Source organism: Bacillus sp. 220_BSPC (assembly GCF_001054655.1).
GTDB lineage: Bacteria > Bacillota > Bacilli > Bacillales > DSM-1321 > Peribacillus > Peribacillus frigoritolerans.
In genome coordinates this window covers 1-20851 of sequence record NZ_JVPL01000253.1, presented here as the reverse complement: position 1 = coordinate 20851, position 20851 = coordinate 1, and the positions used below count along the sequence as shown (strand labels likewise).

Sequence of the window (20851 nt, the reverse complement as noted above, 5' to 3'; positions counted from 1 at the left end):
TTATTAAGATTTTCAATTACCAAAAATAATTACCAAAAAGATTACCAAATACCGTTACAACAAAGGCACCTCTAGTAAAATGAAAATATACAAGTTTACTGGAGGTTATATATGATTATTGGTTATGCACGTGTTTCTACTATTGACCAAAACTTAGATCGTCAAATTAGTGTTCTTAATGAATACGGTTGTGAAAAAATAGTAAAAGAGAAGTTTACTGGTACTATTAAAGATCGAAAAGGACTTCATCAACTGTTTGATGTAATCAGGAATGGAGATACAGTTGTAGTGGAGAGTATCTCCCGTTTAGGACGTAAAACATTGGATATCCTCAACATTATTCAACAGTTCGAAGAGACAGGAGTGCAATTCATTTCTTTAAAGGAAAATATGGATACAAGAACCTCTACAGGCAAAGCAATGTTCCAAATGATGTGCGTAATTGCTGAATTAGAAAGAAACCTTATTGCTGAGAGAGTAAAGGAAGGACTCGAAGCAAGTAAAAAGCGTGGAAAAACATTAGGTAGACCCAAGCTAGATACAGAAAAGCTTGCTGTTGCACTTCGGATGTATGACAGTAAAGAATATTCTATAAAAGAGATAGTCTCAGCAACCGGAATATCTCAAGGTTCTCTATATAGGGTAATCAATCGAAGAAAACTAGGAGAAATAAACTGATAAGGAGTATTTTATTATTTCTCCACATTTACTTTGCGGTCTAGAGCAAAACCCTGTCATTAAGCCTAATAGGGTCATGTTTATCTGTTATGTTAGCAGGATGTAACGTTGATCCTGATCCTGCTCCACCTGAAGTAGATGCTCCGGCAGATAATGAAAACGATATACCTGACGTTGATGAAAATGGTACACCTGGCGTTGATGAGAATGACAACATGAATAAAGATGATGAAAAAGATAACGATCCCGATCCAGAAGATCCAATAGAAGATCCAAAAGATTTCCAAGATGAAGATAATAGAGACAATTAAATTCAGATAGCTATCTCTAGGGAATATCCTTTTTTAATCTATTACCAATACGCGCTGTATAAAAAACCTGAAGATTTATCTGATTTTCAGGTTTTTTGCTGCTTCCAGCATAGGGTAGCTTCAGGAAAATGCGGATACACAACGATAAGGAATTCTCAACCCATAAAACCCTTCTGACTAGTATTTGGATTTTTTATTGTAAGGACTCTTGGAGATCCTTTCTACAGCGTCAGCATTTCTTGTTAGTTGTTCTATAATTTTTTGATTAGACATTGGCCTCCCCCATTAGACCTTATTAAAAAACCCATTTAGTTTTTTTAATAAGGTCTAATGGGGGAGGTTTTTCATTTTTATTAATGCTTTCAAATGAAAAAATTCCTACATGCGGTACCTCCAATATTTTATCCTATGAACAGAGATGAGGAGACTATTGTGTCATTTTCCTAATTAGAGCATAAAGTGATATTACCCATTTAATTCCTCCTTGAAAATAAGGAGATGTTTCTATATGTCAGGTTGTAAACACGATTGTGACCACGATTGTGACCACGGTTTTGGATTTGGTGGAGGTTTCGCCTTTATAGTCGTTTTGTTTATACTCTTAATCATTGTTGGAGCTAGCTGTTTCGGTGGCGTTGACCAATGCTGTCCTGCCCCCGTTCATGGATATAGCGGTTTCTGCTAAAAAGAGTATGAAAAAAGCCGACCTTTTTTGGTCGGCTTCTTCAAATTTGAAATCAACTACAAGCGACCTAATTGGCGTGATGCTTGTTGAACTAACCTGCTCTAGTTCATTAAGCAAAAATACCACCAAATGGAAGCCACGGTTCTCAACTAACGCCCCCGTTAGCCACCCATGAATCGCAAAAATCAGCGATTCACTACAAAGAATGAGGTTGGTTAGGAAGTGTCAATACTGGTACTGACCTAATCCAGTCACCCCTTATTTTAATGGTAGTTTCTTAAGACTTATTGTAGAGTTGACACAAACTGTGAAGGAGTGAATGATAAGGAGTGCTAAACCTGATTGTTGTGGGTAATGCGGTAAAATCATTGACGATATTAAAACAGGAGAACCGAGATGGTGCAATGATTGTCAATAATTTAGTAAGCAGTTCGACAAAATGGGGGAAGTGTTTACTCTCGGATTTTATATAATTTTACTTGTCATTCATGACAATCCAATATCGAGCATTGGATTGTACAATTGGATTAAAGTAAAAAGATCCGAAGTAACACTTCAAAAATATGAAGAAGTATTTGTATGAAAGCTTCAAACAAAACTTCTTTAGTATTGTCCCCCATTTTTTCACCACCTTGGCCTAATTATATTTGTTAAAACCAAGCGATGGTACAGGTATTTTATGGAGAGTAGAGTTGACACAAACTGTGGTTGTCAAAGTCAAAAAAGTAATTATTCCCCGGCCAGGAATAATTACTTCAATAATAATCGATATTGTAAGTAATAAAGGATATTGTAAGTATATGCAGCAATATTTGAAAGGTGAAACTATTAACTGTTTGATGAACAGTACGGTACGAATACACTACGCTTGTTTAACTAAACTGTCTTTTAAACAAACTTTTTCCGGGGGTGATTTGGACTCACTCCAATCAATAAGAAAGTGAAATAGTTGAAGGATTGCTGGTATGATGTCACTAAGGGGGGCAAATAAGTGTGACTTACCAGAATCAAGACATAAAAAGGCACCCCCTAATTTAGAAGGACAAGGAGGTATGTTGTCGACGTGAATGAAAATCAAGTCGTAAAGAAAAATAAAATTGGTACGAATACATAGAGGCTCATAGTGAAATTATTGCAAAGCGCTGTAGTGGTTGTAGGGAAATGAAGGAGTTAGAACACTTTTCTAATGTTTAGGCGGTACGCGTAGCAAATGAAAACCATGTCTTGTTGAATACGGTAAAAAATACAGCGAAAAAAGGCCTGAATATACAAAAAGATATTATGAGAAAAATGGAGAACGTATACGTGAACGTGCTAGGGAACCTATCTTATGCTAGGAGAGACAGAAAGTAAACAGAAATACCCATGTACCAATTTTTGATACAGGGAGGGCTTCCATCCCACTCCTGAATGTGTTTCTCACATTGTAACTTACCAGAACAACAAAGAAATCCTGTACCCACCTTGCTGGAAACAGGAGTAGAAGACATTTAGGTGTACCAATACTGTGCCACCGAACCGGCTTTATTATTCAAACTGTTTCCAGGACACACGAACCCCCCTCATGATTAGGCAATATCATAAGGGGCGTCGGAAGATATTGCAAAGATTTCATGTTTTCCTATATAGGATATATCCTATGCCCATAGTGAAAAATACGTTACTCACTTTATATAAAAAAAGGGCCCCAGCTACAGAGTTAAAGTGGTTTTCTCTAAATACTACCTGGCCTTTTCCTGGAGAATAAACTTTTAGATAAGAAAGTTTAAACCGCGATTACTTATGTTTTATCTCTTCATCATTCTCCTCGTGCTTCGCTCTAAATGATCTATTTATTGCTACTAATATAGTGGTTAGTATGAGTAAATGAATCAAATTTACTGGGTTGCCAAATGGATCATGTATGTATATTTCTTTTGTGTAGATTAATCCAATAGCAAAGATGATTCCAAATAAGATTAATAGGTCGTCTAGTAAATGTGGAAATTTTTTAAGCATGTCAATACTCCTTTCATTATGTCAAATATCACCATTCCCTTATTTTATCAATTTTATTCGTAGCATTACTTAAGCCTATAAAGGGTATGGCTCCCATAAATAAATGACCAAGATCAATCCAGCATCACAACAACCCGAATTCCTTATTAGATTCGGGTTGTTGTGATGCATAGTTTGTGTGTTGAAACATTCATATAAAAAGTGCATAAAGGCTTCAGTTCATTGTAAACAAGGAGGTGTTGCTACTGATCCGTCGAACTTTAAATTGGTAATTAAAAAATCATACATTCATATCCAAGTGAAAAATTACCCTTGATGAACTAAGGAGCAGTTTAGTTGAAGAGTTATATTGCATATTTAGTTACCCGGTTGAGCATCTTATTAAAGGACCTTTTGGTTTAATTCAAAATTGGAGGGATTTTTTTATGGATAATAACACTAAGAAAAAAATTGAATCTGAGGTTAAAAAAAGTGTGGATATTGAAATTGCACAAGAATTAAGTGACTTTAGAAATCAATTAAATAGTCTGCAAAGTTCACTTTCTAATCTACAACAAAGGCAACAACAATCCGGCCAACAAATGGGAAATCAACAAGGGCAACAACAGTCTGGCCAACAAATGGGGAATCAACAAGGGCAGCAACAATTTGGCCAAATGGGACAGCAAAACCAACTACAATGATAGCTTTATAAATATTAAATTCTCAATATTCAACCCTTTTTCTTTAACATTTCACTATTCACTTTAAAAAATACACTTCAAAAAGTGAAAGCTAAAAAGATAAAAAAATCCTTACTATAAATAAAAAACCCGACCAAAAATGGACGGGTTTTTCTTATTCGCTAAATGTAATCACAAACAGTGCAGCACAACAACCCGAATCCAAGAAGGAATTCGGGCAGAATCTTCAAATATTGCATTTGAAGATTTTAGGTATTAGGCGAATGCCTTCTATAGTTGCCATGTTGATAAGTCTTTCAACTCAACTTTCCACGCCATCTAGTTATCAGTAGTTGACAATGACGGTTCCAGAGGGTTAATTCGATTAAGTTCACTCACTCTATGATAACTAAACAACACTCAAGTTTGTTCCATTATCCGAATTAACGACAAAACTATAGGACTTGTATTAACCATTGTGGACACATTTTGAAATATTTAAACATTGTTTTGGTTTAATTTGTTGCACAGTCCGAATACACTACGCTTATGGAACCATCTAACCCGAGAGTTTCATAAGAAGAAACTACCCTAAAGACAGCTCCGATCTTCAGCTAAAGCACCTGTTACTTAAGAACAAAATTTATTTATTCAGCACTAATATTCCTATTTTTCTTTTTAAAATAAACGAATTAAGAATGGTTAACCCTAAAAATTATAAGAAACATATTTGTAGAAATAATGTCTCCTGCTAAATTTAATTCATCAGCTATGTAGAAACTTATTTTCATGGTTAACAAGAAAAAGGCTTCCGCAGCAACTCTTATTTTATTTGAGCAAAGGCTTCATTGTTTGACGAGTTTCTTCTATTATATAGTGATCTTTTTAAAGTCTTTTTTCATATTCCTTAACCAACTTATAAAAAGTTGTCTTTTTAACGCCTAATTCCGCCATGGCATTCACAGCTGTCATATCCCCTGCTTTCCATAAATCATAGACTTCTTTAAACTCTTCCGTTACTTGAGCTTTCGGACGGCCGAAGGGTACACCGTTTTTTAAAGCCACATCAATTCCTTCACGCTGCCGTTTTCGAATACGGTCTCGTTCCTCTTCCGCCATCCAGGAAAGGATTTGTAAAACAAGATCTGCAATGAATGTTCCTAAACTATCCTTAAATTGAGTAGTATCTAACAAAGGCATATCCATAACCACGATATCTGCCTGGATGTTTTTTGTGATGTCATTCCATTCCTGAAGAATCTCTTCCTTGTTCCGTCCAAAACGATCAAGTGAATGAATGTAAAGAACATCCCCTTTCCGGATCATTCGTTTTAATAATTGATATTGGACTCGTTCAAAATTTTTCCCACTTTGTTTATCCATAAAGATATCTCGTTCATCAAGGCCCTTTTCTTTCATGGCTTGAAGTTGTCGTCCTTCATTTTGATCTTTGCTGCTGACTCGTATGTACCCAAATTTACGAATATCCATTTTTTTACTCCTTATCTACTTTTCTTTCTCTTATTCTATCAAATGCGTTCGTAAAAGTGTATGCAAAACAAAGAACGTTCGCTAAGTGTTTTTAAACTTTAACGAACGTAAAAAAAAGAGGATTTTATTGAAAAAATTCCCGTTCGTAAAAGTGTACTTTTACGAACTTCGGTACAAACTAAAAAGATAGATTATTAGTTTACTTTAAATTAAAAATTTCAAAAAACTTCGGAGAAGTATAATTTTATGAAGTTTTTTGATTGTTACGAATCTCCTTATTGTTCCAAGCATATAGTTTATAGGGGTCCTACCAACAAAAAGCGAAAAACATACGCTAAGCAAATTTCGACATAAAGAAAGCCGATTTTTCCTACGTTAAGGAAGTATCGGCTTTTATTACTGTAAATCACTTATACAATAGTTCACTAAATTCTTTCTTTTAGTTCGAGTGGAAAAATAATACTACACTGGGTTCCTAGTTGAGGTTTACTATCTATGTAAAGATCTCCGCCATGAGCTATAATAATTTGTCTTGCAATAGCCATCCCTAATCCAGTTCCAGAATTATTAGAAGAGGCATCTGTTCCTCGGAAATACCGATCAAATAAGTGATCAACAGTTTCTTGATCCATGCCGACCCCATCATCCTCGATTAAAACACGAATTTGTCTTAGATGAGACAAGTCTTGATGAACTATGACTTTAATTTTAGTTTCGGGAGGATTGTGTTTAATACTATTTGCAATTAAGTTTTCAAATGCGCGCTTTAGGTATCTCGTATCCATTTTAAGAAAAATTTCTTCTTTATTTGTTTCAAATGAAAACATCTTGTTTTTTGATTCTGGCAATCCTTTGAGTTGTTCCAAAATGTCTTTGATAACATTTACTAGGTTTTTTTGTTCAAGTTGTATCGGAATAGCATCATTTTTTAATTGAAAAGTTAAGTTGAAGTCTTCTATTAGTTGCTCCATATATTCCACACGTTCTTCCATGGTTTTAGCAAAGTGACGTACTTTTTCTTGTTCCCAATCATATTCCTGTGCAGATAATAAGACAGTATATCCTTTAATAACAGATAGGGGAGTTTTTAAATCATGAGAAACGCCTGTCATCCATTCTTCCCTTGTTTTTTCTAATAACTTCCTTTCTTCCTCGTTTTTCTTAAGGGTTGTTGTTAGCCCTGAAAGAGCCTGAGTTAATTCTTGATACGTTTTATACTCTGCTTTATTCCGGCGGCTCTTCTTGGAATGAAACTTCAAATAATAAGAGGGTTCTTCATATTTACCTTTAGATAGATTGTCAATCCAAAATACAATATATAGTAAAGGAGCACCTAATTGTTTTCCAAAAAATAAAGCAATTAAAATTCCAATTATAATAATGGAAAGAATCCATAGATTATTCATCCAATAAAAAAATGGATTATTATTAGCCATTGGTTTCCCTAACACCCATGTTAGATCCTGATTGTCTATGGTTTTATACCATGTAGACAACTGATAGCCCTTTTTAGCAGGGTACAGGTAATCAGACACTAGTTCCCCAGGAATATAATGATCCGGCACATTTTTTGGTTTTTTAAAGGAAAAAACTTCATCACCCTGTTCATCCAATACTTGCATCCACATTTTATTTTTTTCTAAATCCTCTTTTATTTTCGAGCTTACTGAAAGGCCTTGATCAACAACAACCGTATCTTCAACAATTTTGCTAATCGATAATTGTGGAGTTTCTGTTTTGTTATGTCCAAGAAAGAAGCTGAATAGAACGATGCTGATCACAATGAGTAAACCCCAAATAAGCATTAACCAGAAAAGTCGTGATACAAAGTAATATGCGACACGATTTTTTAATTTCACAACAAGTCCTCATTTGTTGTTACTTCAAATATATACCCTAATCCCCGAACCGTTTTAATCCATTTAGGTCTACTAGGATCTTTCTCTATTTTTTCACGTAAACGTCGTACATGTACCATCACCGTACTATCTCCACCATAAAATTCCCCCCATACATCTTTATATATTTGATGTTTACTCAAAATCTGGTTAGGATGTTCGCAAAAATAGAATAAAAGTTTCATTTCCTGAGTAGGACATTCTATCCTTACACCATCAACAATAAGCCTTCCAGTATTGGGATCTATTTTTAAATAGCCATAATCGTATACCTTTTTACGTGAATGTGGTGATGGAATTTGAGTAGAACGCCTTAATTGGGCTTTCACACGAGCTACTACTTCTAAAGGATTAAAAGGCTTTGTAATATAGTCATCGCCTCCAAAACTAAATCCCTGCAATTTATCTAAATCTGTAGTTTTAGCCGTTAAAAACAATATAGGTACATCTGTATCTGAACGAATTTTGCTACATAGAGTAAACCCATCAATATCCGGTAACATAACATCTAACAATATAATGTGAGGATTTTCATGTATAGTTTTTACCAGAGTCTCGGCTCCTGTATTGGCTTTTAAGATATTTTGAAATCCTTCCTTTTCAAAGACGACAGTTAATAAATCTAGAATATGCTGATCGTCATCAACAATCAGAATTTTATGATCTTCGAGTTTGAAAGTCACACTTGTTCCTCCCTTCTATCTTAGTATTATTTTACATTAAACATAAGTTGAAGTAGTTGTTATAGGAAAGAATTTATATTCTGTTTAGGATTCAGAATAGTCAAACCATTACGTAACCCTTGATACTACGAGGATGTGGCATAAATAGAAAGTAATTTTCGGGGCAAATCGTTAAGTAAATGTTTAGAAAGAGTTTCGTTCATGTTAAAAAAGTTTCGTTTACGATTGAAATGAGGTGAGGAACAGATGAATGATCAAATAATAATGACAAATGAGCTAACCAAAAAGTATAAGAAGCATACTTCTGTGGACGGGTTGAACTTAAGAATTGAACGTGGACAAATTTACGGCTTTCTTGGACCTAATGGCGCTGGAAAAACAACAACGATTAGAATGTTGCTAGGATTAATTAAGCCAACTAAGGGAAATATCGAAATTTTTGGTCAAAACCTGAACAAAAACCGGCTACAAATTTTACAAAGAATCGGATCGTTAGTAGAGTCTCCAACGTACTATGGAAACTTAACTGGTCGTGAAAATTTAGAGGCTGTTCGTAGATTACGGGATCTTCCGGAAAAACGGGTTAGCGAAGTGTTGGAAATTGTAAGATTAACCAAAGTGGCAAACCGACTAACAAAAGAATATTCGCTTGGAATGAAGCAACGTCTCGGTATTGCTGTTGCCCTACTTAGTAATCCAGATTTATTAATACTAGACGAGCCGACTAATGGTTTAGATCCATCCGGTATTCAAGAAATCAGAGAGTTGATTAAGGAGTTGCCGGAGGCTGGAATGAGTGTCCTTGTATCCAGCCACTTGTTAGGTGAAATAGATCAAATGGCAACACAGGTAGGGATCATTAATAATGGAAAAATGATTTTCCAAGATTCGATTGAACGCTTAAGACAAAAACGAAAACCTCTATTAAAAGTTGGAGTTAATGATGTAATGAAAGCAAATGCAATATTAAAAGAACGAGAATTAAAGGCTGATTTACAAGACAATTTCTTGTGGTTATCTCAAACGGATCCGGCATTTGTTTCAGAAATTAACTCTATTCTAGTCCATTCGGGTGTATCTGTATATCGACTTGAGGAAGTGAAAAGAACACTTGAGGATATCTTTTTAGAATTAACTGGTACTGAGGGAAGCTTATGAAAAAGTTATTACAGGCAGATCAATTAAAATTAAAACGTTCGTCGTTTTTGATTATCATTTTATTGGTTCCGTTACTTATCTTGGCGTATGAGTTGGTAAATCTCACCTATCGTGCTGAGTTTGTGGAAAAACAAGCTGAGATGTTCGGTGCTGGTTCTATGTGGATATTTTTATTGTATGACAATAGTTTGTTATTCGGCCTAGGTTTCCCATTAGCCGTCACACTTGCTGCATCAGTGATAGCAAATATTGAGCATCAGGCAAATGGATGGAAACAAACCCTTTCAATGCCTATATCAAGGGGAAAAATTTATTTGAGTAAATTTATTTGGCTAACTATTAGTCTATTTCTTTCCACTACTATTTTTCTGACCGGTATGGTTTTTCTAGGAAAGGCTCTAGGATTTGAAGGTGGTATTCCTTGGGGCTTATTAATAGGCGATTGTTACGGTATGTTGATTACCGTTTTACCAATTATGGCTTTTCAATTTTGGTTATCTATGACCATTAAAAATCAGGCTTTCTCGATTCTTATTGGATCTGTTTCTGCTATTATGGGTCTATTTTTAGCAGCTACTCAAACGACAAGGTGGTTCCCTTTAGCTTATCCAATCCAATCATCAACGGTTATATTGCAGTATGAGGGTATAGGGTATAACCCAGATTTTTCAGCCTACCTCGTTATCAATTTGATATTAGGTATAATCCTAATGTTTATAGGTTCTATGCATTTTGCTAAACGGAATGTCCAGTAGGGAGGGATTATTTTGAAAAATGTCTTATATGTCGAACGATTAAAGTTAAAACGCTCCAAGTTGTGGTTACTTTACTTGATAGGTCCCTTATTAGGTGTATTCCTGGCTTATATTAACTTCTTTAAAAACTATGATCTTTTTATGCAGCCTGGAGATAATGCATGGATTGAAGTGTGGACACAGGTAGCGTTATTTATGGGTCCTTTTGTATTACCAATCTTGGTTGGGATATACGCAGCAATTGTTTGTAGAAGTGAACATGTCGGGGGTGGATGGAAGCAACTACTAGCTTTACCGATCAAACATTCAGAGATCTTTTTAGGGAAATTTCTAACGGTGGTAAAAATGGTAATTATTACAATGATAATCTTATTAATCTTTTTTATAGGATTTGGTTATGTAAAAGGAGTCGAAGGCAGTCTTCCGGTTTTTACTATATTTTGGTTCATGATTAGAGGCATTTTAGCGTGCTTGCCATTGATTCTTCTACAACTAATTATATCCATAAGGGCTAAAACATTTGGCATACCATTAGCTGTTAGTATTATTTTTACTCTTCCAGCTATTATTATTGCCAGTACACCATTAGGGCAGATTTATCCATGGACGCAGCCTATGCTGGCGATGTCACCTGAAGATGAATCCCCTATTCAATCTTATTTCTTATTTTATGCACTACTAATTGGAACCTTCATAGTTTTACTGCTTTATGGTTTGCGGAGTTTTGCAAAACGGGACACGATTTAACTGATTCTGGCCGATTTTCTCTTGGATAGTTAAAATCGGCTTTCTTTTAGTGCATGATTTTGATTTGCTGAAGTTATTAGATTAGGACGAAGTTCTTATTTAATATTTTGAATAATTATATAGTTTACCTGTACAGAAAGTCATCAATTTCTGTACATTGAAGAATTTAAGTAGTTTTCTAGCTTTCTATCTACTATATGTGTTCATAAACTCTGTAAAGAAATCTATGTTCAGATATTATCCCTAACATTAAGTTATGTTACGATAAAACAGAAAATTAAAAAACAGAGGGGGAGAAATTAATGAAGGTAGGATATGCTCGTGTTTCAACAGGCATTCAAAATCTTGATTTACAATTAGATGCTCTTAGGGAACATGGTTGCGAAGAAATATTTACAGATAAAATTAGTGGCGCCAAAGATAAAAGACAAGGATTGGAAGAAGTCCTTCGATTTGTACGCTCAGGTGATACGATAGTAGTTTGGCGCTTAGATCGATTAGGTAGAAATATGCAGCATTTAATTAAAATTGTGAATGACCTTAATGACCGAGGCATTAGTTTCCACAGCTTGCAGGAAAACATTACGATGGACAAGGTTAGTGCAACGGGGCAACTTATGTTTCATCTATTTGCAGCCTTTGCTGAATTTGAGCGTAATCTTATTCAGGAGCGATCAGCAGCTGGCCGTGTTGCAGCAAGAGCCAGAGGACGATTAGGAGGAAGACCAGAGAAGTTAGATAAGAAAGAGTTAGAAATGTTAAAGACATTAGTGGCAAATGGGACGCCCATTACGGATATTGCTCAAAGGTGGGGTGTTTCCCGAACAACTGTTTATCGGTATTTAGAAAAGAAGTAAGTCTTTGAATACGAAAGGATGGATGGGGAGGAAATGGCATCAAGAGGGAAAGAATTACTTACAGCAGACCAAAGAGCTGAATTAGTACGGATTCCATCCGATATGACCGAAAGGGAACTGGAAACCTATTATACTTTTTCGCAATATGACTTGGACGTTATTAAACGGCATAGAAGAGATCATAATCGTTTGGGATTTGCTGTCCAATTATGTGTATTGCGCTATCCGGGGTGGTCTCTTACAGATGTTGAACCTATACCAGATTATGTAATCCAATATATAGCAAAACAGATAAATGCTAATCCCGATTCTTTTTCCTTATATGCCCAACGTGACCCAACAAAGCATGAACATATGGAAGAAATCCGACAGGTATATAGATACCAGAATTTTTCTGTAAGTACATATCGGGAATTAGCTCAGTATCTTTTGAAACATGCTCTTCAAAATGGCAATTCCATGTATCTACTTCGAACTGTTCAAGAAGAAATACGGAATCGAAAAATAATTCTTCCTGGAATGACTACAATAGAGAGACTTGTCTGGGAAACTCGTCGGAGAGCAGAGGAAAAGATTTTTAAATCCTTAGCCGGGACCCTTTCAAACTGGCAAAAGAAAAAGTTGGATGAATTTATCGATCCACTAGTGGAAAGCAAGAAAACCCCATTAGCATGGTTGAGGGAAATTCCCGGCCAGTCATCACCTGATTCCTTTCTAAAAGTAATAAAGCGTTTGGAATATATTCGGGACTTGAAACTTCCGACAAATTTACATGAAGTACATCCCAATCGATTGCTTCAATTATCACGTATCGGAGCACGTTATGAACCTCATTCGTTTCGCAGATTTAAAGAAAATAAGAAATATGCCATCCTTGTAGCATATCTAGGAACACTAAGTCAGGACTTAATTGACCAAGCAATTGAAATTCATGATCGGCAAATGATGATTTTACAATCGAAAGGTCGCAAATCACAAGAGGAAATGCAAAAGGAAAATGGAAAAGCAGTTAATGAAAAGGTTGTTCATTTTGCAGATATTGGAGCTGCGCTTATTCAAGCACGAGATGAAGGGCTTGATCCATTTAGCACCATTGAAAAGGTAATGCCTTGGGATAAAATCGTTACTTCCGTTGAAGAAGCAAAAAAGTTAGCACGACCAATGGATTATGATTACCTTGACTTGCTAGAGAATAGATTTATTTATTTAAGAAAGTATACCCCTACTCTTCTTAAATCATTAGAATTTCGTTCTACAAATGCAGCAGAACCATTATTACGTGCATTAAAAACATTGAATGAGATGAATGAATCAGGAAAAAGAAAAGTACCAGATGGAGCACCATTAGATTTCGTCCCAAAACGATGGGAAAAGCATGTGTACGATGAAGAAGGAACAATTAATCGACATTATTATGAAATGGCTGCCCTAACGGAATTAAAAAATCATATTCGTTCAGGGGATGTATCTGTAGTAGGTAGTAGGCTTCATAAGGACTTTGAGGAATACCTTGTTCCTAAAAATGAATGGACAAAAACCAATCTTACAGATACTAGATTAGCAGTTCGCTCATCAGCAGAGGAATACCTTGAGGAAAGAAGGAGTGCCCTAGCCGAACGCTTTACATGGGTTTCAAATAACCTTGATAGTCTTGAAGGAGTAAATATAGAAAAAGCAAAACTTAGGGTAGATCGTTTGGAAAAGGATACCCCAGAAGATGCACGAACCTTCAGTTTATCCTTATATAATATGCTTCCAAGAATTAAGCTCACTGATCTTTTAATGGAGGTAGCGCACTGGACAGGATTTGACGAAATGTTAATACATGCTTCCACCAATCGCCCTCCAAAGGGAGAAGAAAAGGTAATTTTAATGGCTGCGCTTATGGCAATGGGGACGAATATTGGATTGACTAAAATGGCAGATGCTACACCTGGAGTTACTTATCACCAGATGGCCAATGCCGCACAATGGCGATTGTATGATGATGCTATAAATCGAGCACAGGCAACTTTGGTAAATTTTCAGCATAAGCTTGCTCTAGCTTCTTATTGGGGAAATGGCACCACATCTTCATCTGACGGAATGCGTGTACAAGTTGGTGTTTCATCGTTGCATGCTGAAGCAAATCCCCATTATGGCACAGGAAAAGGGGCAACCATTTATCGGTTTACAAGTGATCAATTTTCGGCTTTTTATACGAAAGTCATTAATACAAATGCAAGAGATGCCGTACATGTCATCGATGGTTTGCTTCATCATGAAACAGAATTAAATATTGAGGAGCATTATACTGATACAGCTGGTTATACCGATCAAGTTTTTGGTTTAAGTCACTTGTTAGGATTTCGTTTTGCACCAAGGCTGCGTGATCTAGCCGATGCCAAACTATTTACCATTCAAAAACCAAGTGATTTTCCTGACCTAGAAAAATTACTTCGTGGACGGATTAACATAAAGGTTATTCAAGAAAACTTTGATGATGTACTCCGTTTAGCCCATTCTATTCGAGAAGGAAAAGTGTCCGGTTCACTTATTATGGGGAAATTAGGATCATATGCAAGGCAAAACAAGTTAGCTACTGCTTTGCGAGAAATGGGAAGAATCGAAAAAACTATTTTTATCTTAGATTACATATCTAATGAAACACTTCGTAGGCGTATTCAAAGAGGATTGAACAAAGGGGAAGCAATGAATGGCTTAGCAAGAGCATTATTCTTTGGAAAACGGGGTGAGTTACGAGAACGAGGGCTGCAAGACCAACTTCAACGTGCAAGTGCCTTAAATATTATAATTAACGCCATTAGCGTATGGAATACCGTATATCTTACCGAAGCAACAAATTTGTTGAAGGAAAAAGGAAATTTACGGGAAGACTTACTAAAACATACTTCTCCATTGGGATGGGAGCATATCAATTTTCTTGGTGAATACACCTTTGATATGAAGAAAATAGCAAGTTTACATTCGCTGCGCCCTCTTATTCAATAAAAATAATAGCCGAAGATTTCCTTAGCGTAGGAAATATCGGCTTTATTTATGTCGAAATTTGCTTAGCGTATGTTTTGCGCTTTTTGTTGGTAGGACCCCATATGCCAAAGATAATAATGAATATGCCCAAGAGCAAGTTTTTATCCTACATGCACAAAGCGCAATTCTAGAAGAAGATAATCAAGCAAGGTTACAAAACCCTCTCTTTGAAAATGCTACCGAAGGTGAAATCAAAAATGCAGGAGATTTTTATCTTGAAAAAGACGGTGGATTGTTCGGAGGTTATCATATTTATGCTCGTCCGTACTCCCTTAAAGTATCAGCTAATCAACCGGATACGGTGATTAAATTAAATGGAAAAGAAGTTTTTAAAACAAAAAACGGTCAACTTGAAAAGAATATTAATGGACTAGCGCCAAGTAAATATACCGTTACTGGAACAAAAAAATATGAATTTGTTAATATACAAACAAAAGAAGAAGTGTCTCTTTTCGATGATGAAGAACGTCAAAGTGAAATTGAATTGGATGTAGAGGGGAAAAAGATTGATGTGGAAGCAACCATTGAAAATGTTGAGATATTTGTAAATGGGAAAACCACAGAAAAAAAAGCCGAAATGATTAAAGAGGATGAGGGAGGCTTGTTTGGTAATAGTGATGATGACGAGGAAACAAATTTCGGGCCCGTATCAACGGATGGTTCAATCAAGGTCCATGGAGAAGCTACCTATCCCTGGGGAGCTGCAACAAGTGACGCTCTAACGGTAGATGAAGATACAGTGAGTGTGGATGTTACACCTAAACCATTTGGAGAGAAAGAAAATAAAGACAAAGTTGTACAAGTGATCAATGATTTTGCTAAACAACGAGTTCAAGCGTTAGTTCAACAAAATGCTTCCGTTATTAAAACAGCTTCAGACAATATTGTAAAAACATACGCAGAAGATATCCAGTTCGCTAAATCAAATGAAAATTATTGGAAAGGGATAGCCCTGGGAACACGTATTGACTTCGGAAATATAACCTTATCGAAAGAAAAAGATCAATATCGAGTAAAGCTTCCAGTAGAATTTCATAGTGAACAAAAAGAATACTATGGATTTAATGAAGGCGATCCATTAGAAGAAGTGTTTGAAGAATATTTGGTCGTGGCAACGTATGATGAAAAATCTAAACAATGGACGATAGATGAATTAGATGATTATTATTCCGATGATGAATTTATGAAAGGGAAAGACGTTGTAAAAAGTGAATTTAAATAATAAAAAGCCTACGTTCCTTGCTGTTCAAGGATCGTAGGCTTTTTTTCTTGCTTATGTTGCTTTTAAATAAAGTTTGATCATAATACCTCACAAACCAGCACTTTACGATAAATATAAAGGATCCATTTTGAAAAAAAGTTTGATCAAAATGGATTCTTTTCCAGCAGATTTAAGTTTCGTTTTTATAAAAAAGTTGAACATTTTCTACCTGTATTGCTCAAACTTTATTATAAACAACCTGACTTTTTATAATAATAATCCTAATTGATTTAACAAGGATAAAAATATCTACTAGCATTACACTTTGAATTAACCATAAAGTCAGTATCACTCAGAGCTTTTCTTATAAGATCTTTATTATTTGGTATATGGAGAGTTGGAACATTTTTCATAAAATCACGAAAGGCCGGTAAGTTATCCCATAAATCCTTTATGTGCTGTTTAAATTCTTTCGAACTGCAATTTATAATGTCACTCTTATTTTTATATTCCGGATAAACAACGATAACTGGTAGCCCACTTGTAACGATACCATAACTCATTTCTTCCCGTAATGCCCTACTATTTTTGGTTGCTGAACTTAAAAACAAAATAATATTCTTTGAATTATTAAGTCGTTGACGCAGCCTCGGTTTTAATGTCTTTTCCCAATCACTACCATCTCGCACATTATAGGTTTTATCATGTGAGTCTATGAACGGAAAGGTACTATCTGCTGATTTCCAAGCCCTTAATAAATTGTAATATACAAAATCTTTAGTAGCGAAAGCACCCAGTTTACTTTCATTAAACGGTTCACTGACATAAAACGCTGAATAATTACCACTTCTGTATGCCATATCATTCTAATCCCCTTCATATCACAGCAATTATTAAATCCCCTGACTAAATACTATTATTCTCAAATTCCCTTAGCTTATTAAAATCTATGTTTTCTATTTGATTTTCCCTTATAAGAATTTTAACCTTAGACGGTTCTTTGAATTTTACTTTGCTGATTTTAAACGTCCAGAGGATAACTTCGAGTAATTCCTGATTGGTAGCTTTAAAATCCTTATGTCTAGTTATACCTGTTCCTAACAATGGTAGTGCAATCGGGTTTTGATTGTATAAAGAATTGGCTTCATCCCAAAATCTTAATAGGCATGTTGCATATTCTGCTAATCTCAAATTAGCTTCATTTTTTTCATCAAATTTTGAAAATGCAACAAGAAAGTAGTCTTTATCCTGAAAAATACTCCCAAGTTCATACCTTGCTGTCTTTCCACCAAGCCTTCTGCTCACGCCTTCTTCTATTGCTTTCAATCTTGGTTCTTTTGCTACCCTTTTATCAAATGAATTAATTTCTCTAGCAGTTGGATATTTATTTAACAAATAGATTCCATTTAATGAATTTGAAGAAATTATTTTGTCATCTACTTTCGTATCGAAAAACTCATTAAAAGCAATCACTTTATAGCAATCATCCTGTTCGAAAATATCACCAGAAGTAATTTCAATTAATGAACCATCAACATTCAAAGTTATTTCCTTTAGACCTGATGTAACAATGAAATATCTAATAATATAAATAATGGAGATAATTACTAAAGCAAAAAATAAAAATTTATTATAGCTTACTTCAAAAAACGTTAAAATAGCCATAACCACTGTAAATAATAGACCTGGAACAGCCATTGCTTTTTGCCAAAAACTCCAATTCTTTGACAAATCTTTCATTTTAGAAAATCTTTTTTTCATGATTCTTCCTTCTCATTTCTTAGATAGTCTGGATTGTTCATCGAACTAAACTCTTACGGTTCAAAGTAAATAGGACAACTGTAATGAATGCCTTTTATACTAATACTATTATACCAATCTAACCCAGTTTCATCAAATTCTCAATATTTACTTTATTTAAAAATGTGAAACCATTTGATATTTTTCGATTTCGACTTAGCTATGCAGTCATTTCCCAGATGGGAGCACTTTTTTGAAATTCCTACTTCAACTAAACTACATACAACCTTATTTATAAGTTTAGCATTAATGTCCAATTTAATTGTGGAGTGTTACTCAAGAATATGGTCCGTTTACTGAACAAAAAAAACCTGCAACACAGGATTTTTGATATTTATTGTTTATCGAAGTTTATTTAGTTTAATTAAATAATACAAACCATTGTCTCGAATATCTTTGTTGTTTTGAACATAATCCCATGCAGCAGATATACCAATTAAACCTACACTTAACATTGCAGCTATATGTACAGGAATTTGTCCCGTTACTGTACCGATTAATGGAGTATAAGCTTTTGGGTCTCTTAGATCGTTAAATAATCGTTTTAAGACTTGAATTTTCTCATTGTCGGCTTTTTTCTTTAAATCATCGATTAAAGGATTAATTTTGTACTTAACAAGCTCTTTAGCGTGAGTTTCAATATATTTTGTATCAAAATCCTGAAGTAATTCGAAATTTATTCTTTCCATTTCAAAACGAAAATTTTCTAATTCATCTCTTAATTGGTACCTTATTTCAAGAACATCTTCCATAGAAAATTGTGATACATCTGGAAGGTTAAGCTTAATTGCTTCAAAAGCTAATGAAGGGGATTGATGTATACTTTCAGCAATTTTTTTTCGATTAATTAAAACTTCTTCATTATCATAGGTGGATTTCATTAAATTATTAAGTACGTTACTTGTAGTCAAGACTTGATTACCATAAGCAGTGGCTGCCAGAATAGAACTAAGTAAGTCATGATAATATTCCTTAACAAATCGAAGATCAAAAACCGTTTTTTCATCAATGGGATTTTTAAATGTTTCATAAATTTGACGAATTTCAGGGTCAGCAAATTTTATTTCAACCAGCTTATCCCGAACATTCTCACTCTTCCTCGGTTCTGTTCTCTTTATAAAGCAATCTTTAGTTTGATCGACGATAGAGTATGTCTGGCTAAAAATTTGATTTAATAAATCGTCACTGAGCTCTCGTAGGTTATCAATTCTACTTGATAGTATTCCTTCTTGGAATAACAGTTCTGTATGACGACTGAATTCATCATCAGTATAAGTGAAAATTTTTGTCACCTTTGCACTTATCCTTTTTCCTATCAAATCCTTCTTTGGAACAGACGTGTAAGCGCCAAGTGGTTCAACTTCTCCAAAAACATGTTCAATGATTTCAATGCTATCAAAATATAATGCAGCAAATTTAATTTCATCTACCTTTTCTTTAATTAATGGACCAATGTATTGTGTTTTTAGCATGTTTATCCTCCTTTTTTAGTTTTATCTTCGTTCCTATAATATTGAATTTCAAAACCTTTATTTCATCTTCTACTAATCTGCAACTTTAATTCATTAAGCAATAGGCCAACGAAGTTAACCACTAGCGATAATCTCTTCCTTTTTATCTAATTCACCATTATTACCCCATTCTACATAAAAGCCCTAATTACCCTTTTATATCTACCTGCTCGGCATTTAAATTCATTTCTTATTAGTTTCAGAAAGAGTTCGAGTGGTTTTTATGTTAAATTGTTGGGGGTACCCCTTCCAGTAATCGTTTAATTTTTATCTCGTTCTTCTTGATCATTTTAAGATAAACTTCAACAAATCTTTCTAAAGCTTCATCTGAAATTTCTTTTCGTTCACCTATGTTTTCAATTGTTGTTTTATTCACCCTGACCATCTCCTTTAACCAGCGTTTAAAAAGACAAAGAAGAAAAATTGAAAAAGCCCCTCTTTCGTCAACATCACGATCCGTTAATAAGAACAGTACCATAAACGGTCAGATGTGGTACAAAAATAGATTTTTATAAAAATGATCATAATCAGAGAATGTTTTATTCCAAAACTCATTCCTAAAATCAAATACCAAAAACTTGAAAAGAAGTTGAGTTTTGAGATTAATCTGGTATAGCTAAATGTAACACAATGTTATTATGTTACACGTATTGGTTTAGAATAAAGCAAAAAATCCTACGATCCTGTTCAAGGAAGTAGGTTTTTTTTACTTTTTCTTATTTAATAACTAACTGTTTTTTATATAGATTTAAATATAATTTAGTGCCTTATAGAACTAAACCAGCTAATAGGATGTCAATATCTTTCTCTAAAATTTTCATTTCCCTTATGATATACTATTTTTGTTCATGACAAATAACCCTCCAAAACCCTTTTGGAAGGATTTTTCTCTGTTTCACAAAATCGTTAATCAGGCTAAATCTAGGAATGCTTCTTTTCTCTTTAATAAAGCGTAAATCCAATGAAGCAACTTATTCATACAGGCAACGATTGACACTTTGGCCGGTTTTCCTTCTGATTTTTTCTTATCATAGAAGGCTTTAAGCTTTTTGTTCCTTGAACTTCTTATGCCACATAGTACGGCAAGATACAGAGAATGACGTAGTCTGCTCGAACCTCTTTTAGTAATACGATTAATGGTTGCCGTAAACTTACCCGATGAGTGAACACTTGGATCTACTCCAGCGAAGGCAACTAGTTTTTTCGGGTGATTAAACCGATCGATTTCACCAATTTCAGAGATAATCGTGGCTGCGGTTTTTTCTCCGATACCGGGAATCGATTGGATGATCTTATATTCTTCCAGTTCATTTGCCAGGGCCACTATACGATCTTCCAACTCAGAGAGGTGTCCCTGGTAATGAAAAAGCAACTCAATATACATAC

At 34.8% G+C, this 20851-nt stretch carries 17 protein-coding genes and 1 pseudogene; 10 read left to right on the top strand and 8 right to left on the bottom strand.

Going from position 1 to position 20851, the window contains the following annotated elements:
- Positions 1-111 precede the first annotated feature (111 nt).
- From ADA55_RS19750 to ADA55_RS19725, 4 genes and pseudogenes are all read left to right on the top strand, one after another.
- Positions 112-678 carry a recombinase family protein gene (locus ADA55_RS19750; RefSeq protein WP_048687004.1) on the top strand — a complete coding sequence of 189 codons (567 nt, stop codon included), beginning with the start codon at positions 112-114 and terminating at the stop codon, positions 676-678.
- A gap of 89 nt (positions 679-767) precedes the next feature.
- Positions 768-989, top strand: a complete 222-nt coding sequence (locus tag ADA55_RS19745) for a hypothetical protein (protein WP_048687003.1) — start codon at positions 768-770, stop codon at positions 987-989.
- Positions 990-1560: 571 nt separating this feature from the next.
- Positions 1561-1623: pseudogene (locus tag ADA55_RS30710) on the top strand (YjcZ family sporulation protein); the annotation flags it as partial.
- Between the two features lie 2474 nt (positions 1624-4097).
- Positions 4098-4355, top strand: coding sequence for a hypothetical protein (locus ADA55_RS19725; RefSeq protein ID WP_053087435.1), 258 nt, complete (start codon positions 4098-4100; stop codon positions 4353-4355).
- An 864-nt stretch (positions 4356-5219) separates the two neighbouring features.
- Here ADA55_RS19725 and ADA55_RS19720 read toward each other — a convergent pair.
- The 3 genes from ADA55_RS19720 to ADA55_RS19710 all read right to left on the bottom strand — a co-directional run bounded on the left by ADA55_RS19720 (position 5220) and on the right by ADA55_RS19710 (position 8406).
- The gene (locus ADA55_RS19720) at positions 5220-5825 is read right to left on the bottom strand and encodes a recombinase family protein (protein ID WP_048686994.1); all 606 of its coding nucleotides are present in this window, start codon (positions 5823-5825) and stop codon (positions 5220-5222) included.
- Positions 5826-6250: 425 nt separating this feature from the next.
- Positions 6251-7684: a sensor histidine kinase gene (locus ADA55_RS19715; protein WP_048686992.1), complete on the bottom strand. Its 1434-nt coding sequence runs from the start codon at positions 7682-7684 to the stop codon at positions 6251-6253.
- Entirely contained in the window at positions 7681-8406 is a 726-nt protein-coding gene (locus ADA55_RS19710) for a response regulator transcription factor (RefSeq protein WP_082162879.1), read from the bottom strand. The genes ADA55_RS19715 and ADA55_RS19710 overlap by 4 nt, the downstream gene beginning before the upstream one ends.
- 246 nt (positions 8407-8652) lie before the next feature.
- Here ADA55_RS19710 and ADA55_RS19705 point away from each other — a divergent pair, with 246 nt between their 5' ends.
- From ADA55_RS19705 to ADA55_RS19680, 6 genes are all read left to right on the top strand, one after another.
- Positions 8653-9564: an ABC transporter ATP-binding protein gene (locus tag ADA55_RS19705; RefSeq protein WP_048686990.1), complete on the top strand. Its 912-nt coding sequence runs from the start codon at positions 8653-8655 to the stop codon at positions 9562-9564.
- On the top strand, positions 9561-10319 hold the full coding sequence (locus ADA55_RS19700; RefSeq protein ID WP_048686989.1) for an ABC transporter permease: 759 nt from the start codon (positions 9561-9563) through the stop codon (positions 10317-10319). Before ADA55_RS19705 ends, ADA55_RS19700 begins: the two co-directional genes overlap by 4 nt.
- 12 nt (positions 10320-10331) lie before the next feature.
- A complete protein-coding gene (locus ADA55_RS19695; protein ID WP_048686987.1) occupies positions 10332-11066 on the top strand; it encodes an ABC transporter permease in 735 nt (244 codons plus the stop codon).
- Between the two features lie 302 nt (positions 11067-11368).
- The gene (locus tag ADA55_RS19690) at positions 11369-11923 is read left to right on the top strand and encodes a recombinase family protein (RefSeq protein ID WP_048686985.1); all 555 of its coding nucleotides are present in this window, start codon (positions 11369-11371) and stop codon (positions 11921-11923) included.
- Positions 11924-11956: 33 nt separating this feature from the next.
- A complete protein-coding gene (locus tag ADA55_RS19685; protein ID WP_048686983.1) occupies positions 11957-14914 on the top strand; it encodes a Tn3 family transposase in 2958 nt (985 codons plus the stop codon).
- A gap of 58 nt (positions 14915-14972) precedes the next feature.
- Positions 14973-16175, top strand: a complete 1203-nt coding sequence (locus tag ADA55_RS19680; protein WP_048686981.1) for a TcaA 3rd/4th domain-containing protein — start codon at positions 14973-14975, stop codon at positions 16173-16175.
- A gap of 269 nt (positions 16176-16444) precedes the next feature.
- Here the strand turns inward: ADA55_RS19680 and ADA55_RS19675 are convergent, their stop codons facing one another.
- The 5 genes from ADA55_RS19675 to ADA55_RS19660 form a co-directional block, all read right to left on the bottom strand.
- Entirely contained in the window at positions 16445-17014 is a 570-nt protein-coding gene (locus ADA55_RS19675; RefSeq protein ID WP_048686979.1) for a TIR domain-containing protein, read from the bottom strand.
- Between the two features lie 46 nt (positions 17015-17060).
- A complete protein-coding gene (locus tag ADA55_RS19670) occupies positions 17061-17915 on the bottom strand; it encodes a macro domain-containing protein (RefSeq protein WP_048686977.1) in 855 nt (284 codons plus the stop codon).
- Between the two features lie 380 nt (positions 17916-18295).
- A complete protein-coding gene (locus ADA55_RS19665) occupies positions 18296-19426 on the bottom strand; it encodes a hypothetical protein (RefSeq protein WP_048686975.1) in 1131 nt (376 codons plus the stop codon).
- Between the two features lie 265 nt (positions 19427-19691).
- Positions 19692-19841, bottom strand: coding sequence for a hypothetical protein (locus tag ADA55_RS30085; RefSeq protein WP_162489977.1), 150 nt, complete (start codon positions 19839-19841; stop codon positions 19692-19694).
- 534 nt (positions 19842-20375) lie between these two features.
- On the bottom strand, positions 20376-20851 hold a 476-nt coding region (locus ADA55_RS19660; protein ID WP_048686973.1), incomplete at its 5' end, for an IS110 family transposase.

What these genes read in the sequence shown, in the direction of transcription:
- ADA55_RS19750 (WP_048687004.1), top strand. Translation starts at nt 112, where the DNA reads ATGATTATTGGTTATGCACGTGTTTCTACTATTGACCAAAACTTAGAT.
- ADA55_RS19745 (WP_048687003.1), top strand. Translation starts at nt 768, where the DNA reads ATGTTAGCAGGATGTAACGTTGATCCTGATCCTGCTCCACCTGAAGTA.
- ADA55_RS19725 (WP_053087435.1), top strand. Translation starts at nt 4,098, where the DNA reads ATGGATAATAACACTAAGAAAAAAATTGAATCTGAGGTTAAAAAAAGT.
- ADA55_RS19720 (WP_048686994.1), bottom strand. Translation starts at nt 5,825, where the DNA reads ATGGATATTCGTAAATTTGGGTACATACGAGTCAGCAGCAAAGATCAA.
- ADA55_RS19705 (WP_048686990.1), top strand. Translation starts at nt 8,653, where the DNA reads ATGAATGATCAAATAATAATGACAAATGAGCTAACCAAAAAGTATAAG.
- ADA55_RS19700 (WP_048686989.1), top strand. Translation starts at nt 9,561, where the DNA reads ATGAAAAAGTTATTACAGGCAGATCAATTAAAATTAAAACGTTCGTCG.
- ADA55_RS19690 (WP_048686985.1), top strand. Translation starts at nt 11,369, where the DNA reads ATGAAGGTAGGATATGCTCGTGTTTCAACAGGCATTCAAAATCTTGAT.
- ADA55_RS19685 (WP_048686983.1), top strand. Translation starts at nt 11,957, where the DNA reads ATGGCATCAAGAGGGAAAGAATTACTTACAGCAGACCAAAGAGCTGAA.
- ADA55_RS19675 (WP_048686979.1), bottom strand. Translation starts at nt 17,014, where the DNA reads ATGGCATACAGAAGTGGTAATTATTCAGCGTTTTATGTCAGTGAACCG.
- ADA55_RS19670 (WP_048686977.1), bottom strand. Translation starts at nt 17,915, where the DNA reads ATGAAAAAAAGATTTTCTAAAATGAAAGATTTGTCAAAGAATTGGAGT.
- ADA55_RS19665 (WP_048686975.1), bottom strand. Translation starts at nt 19,426, where the DNA reads ATGCTAAAAACACAATACATTGGTCCATTAATTAAAGAAAAGGTAGAT.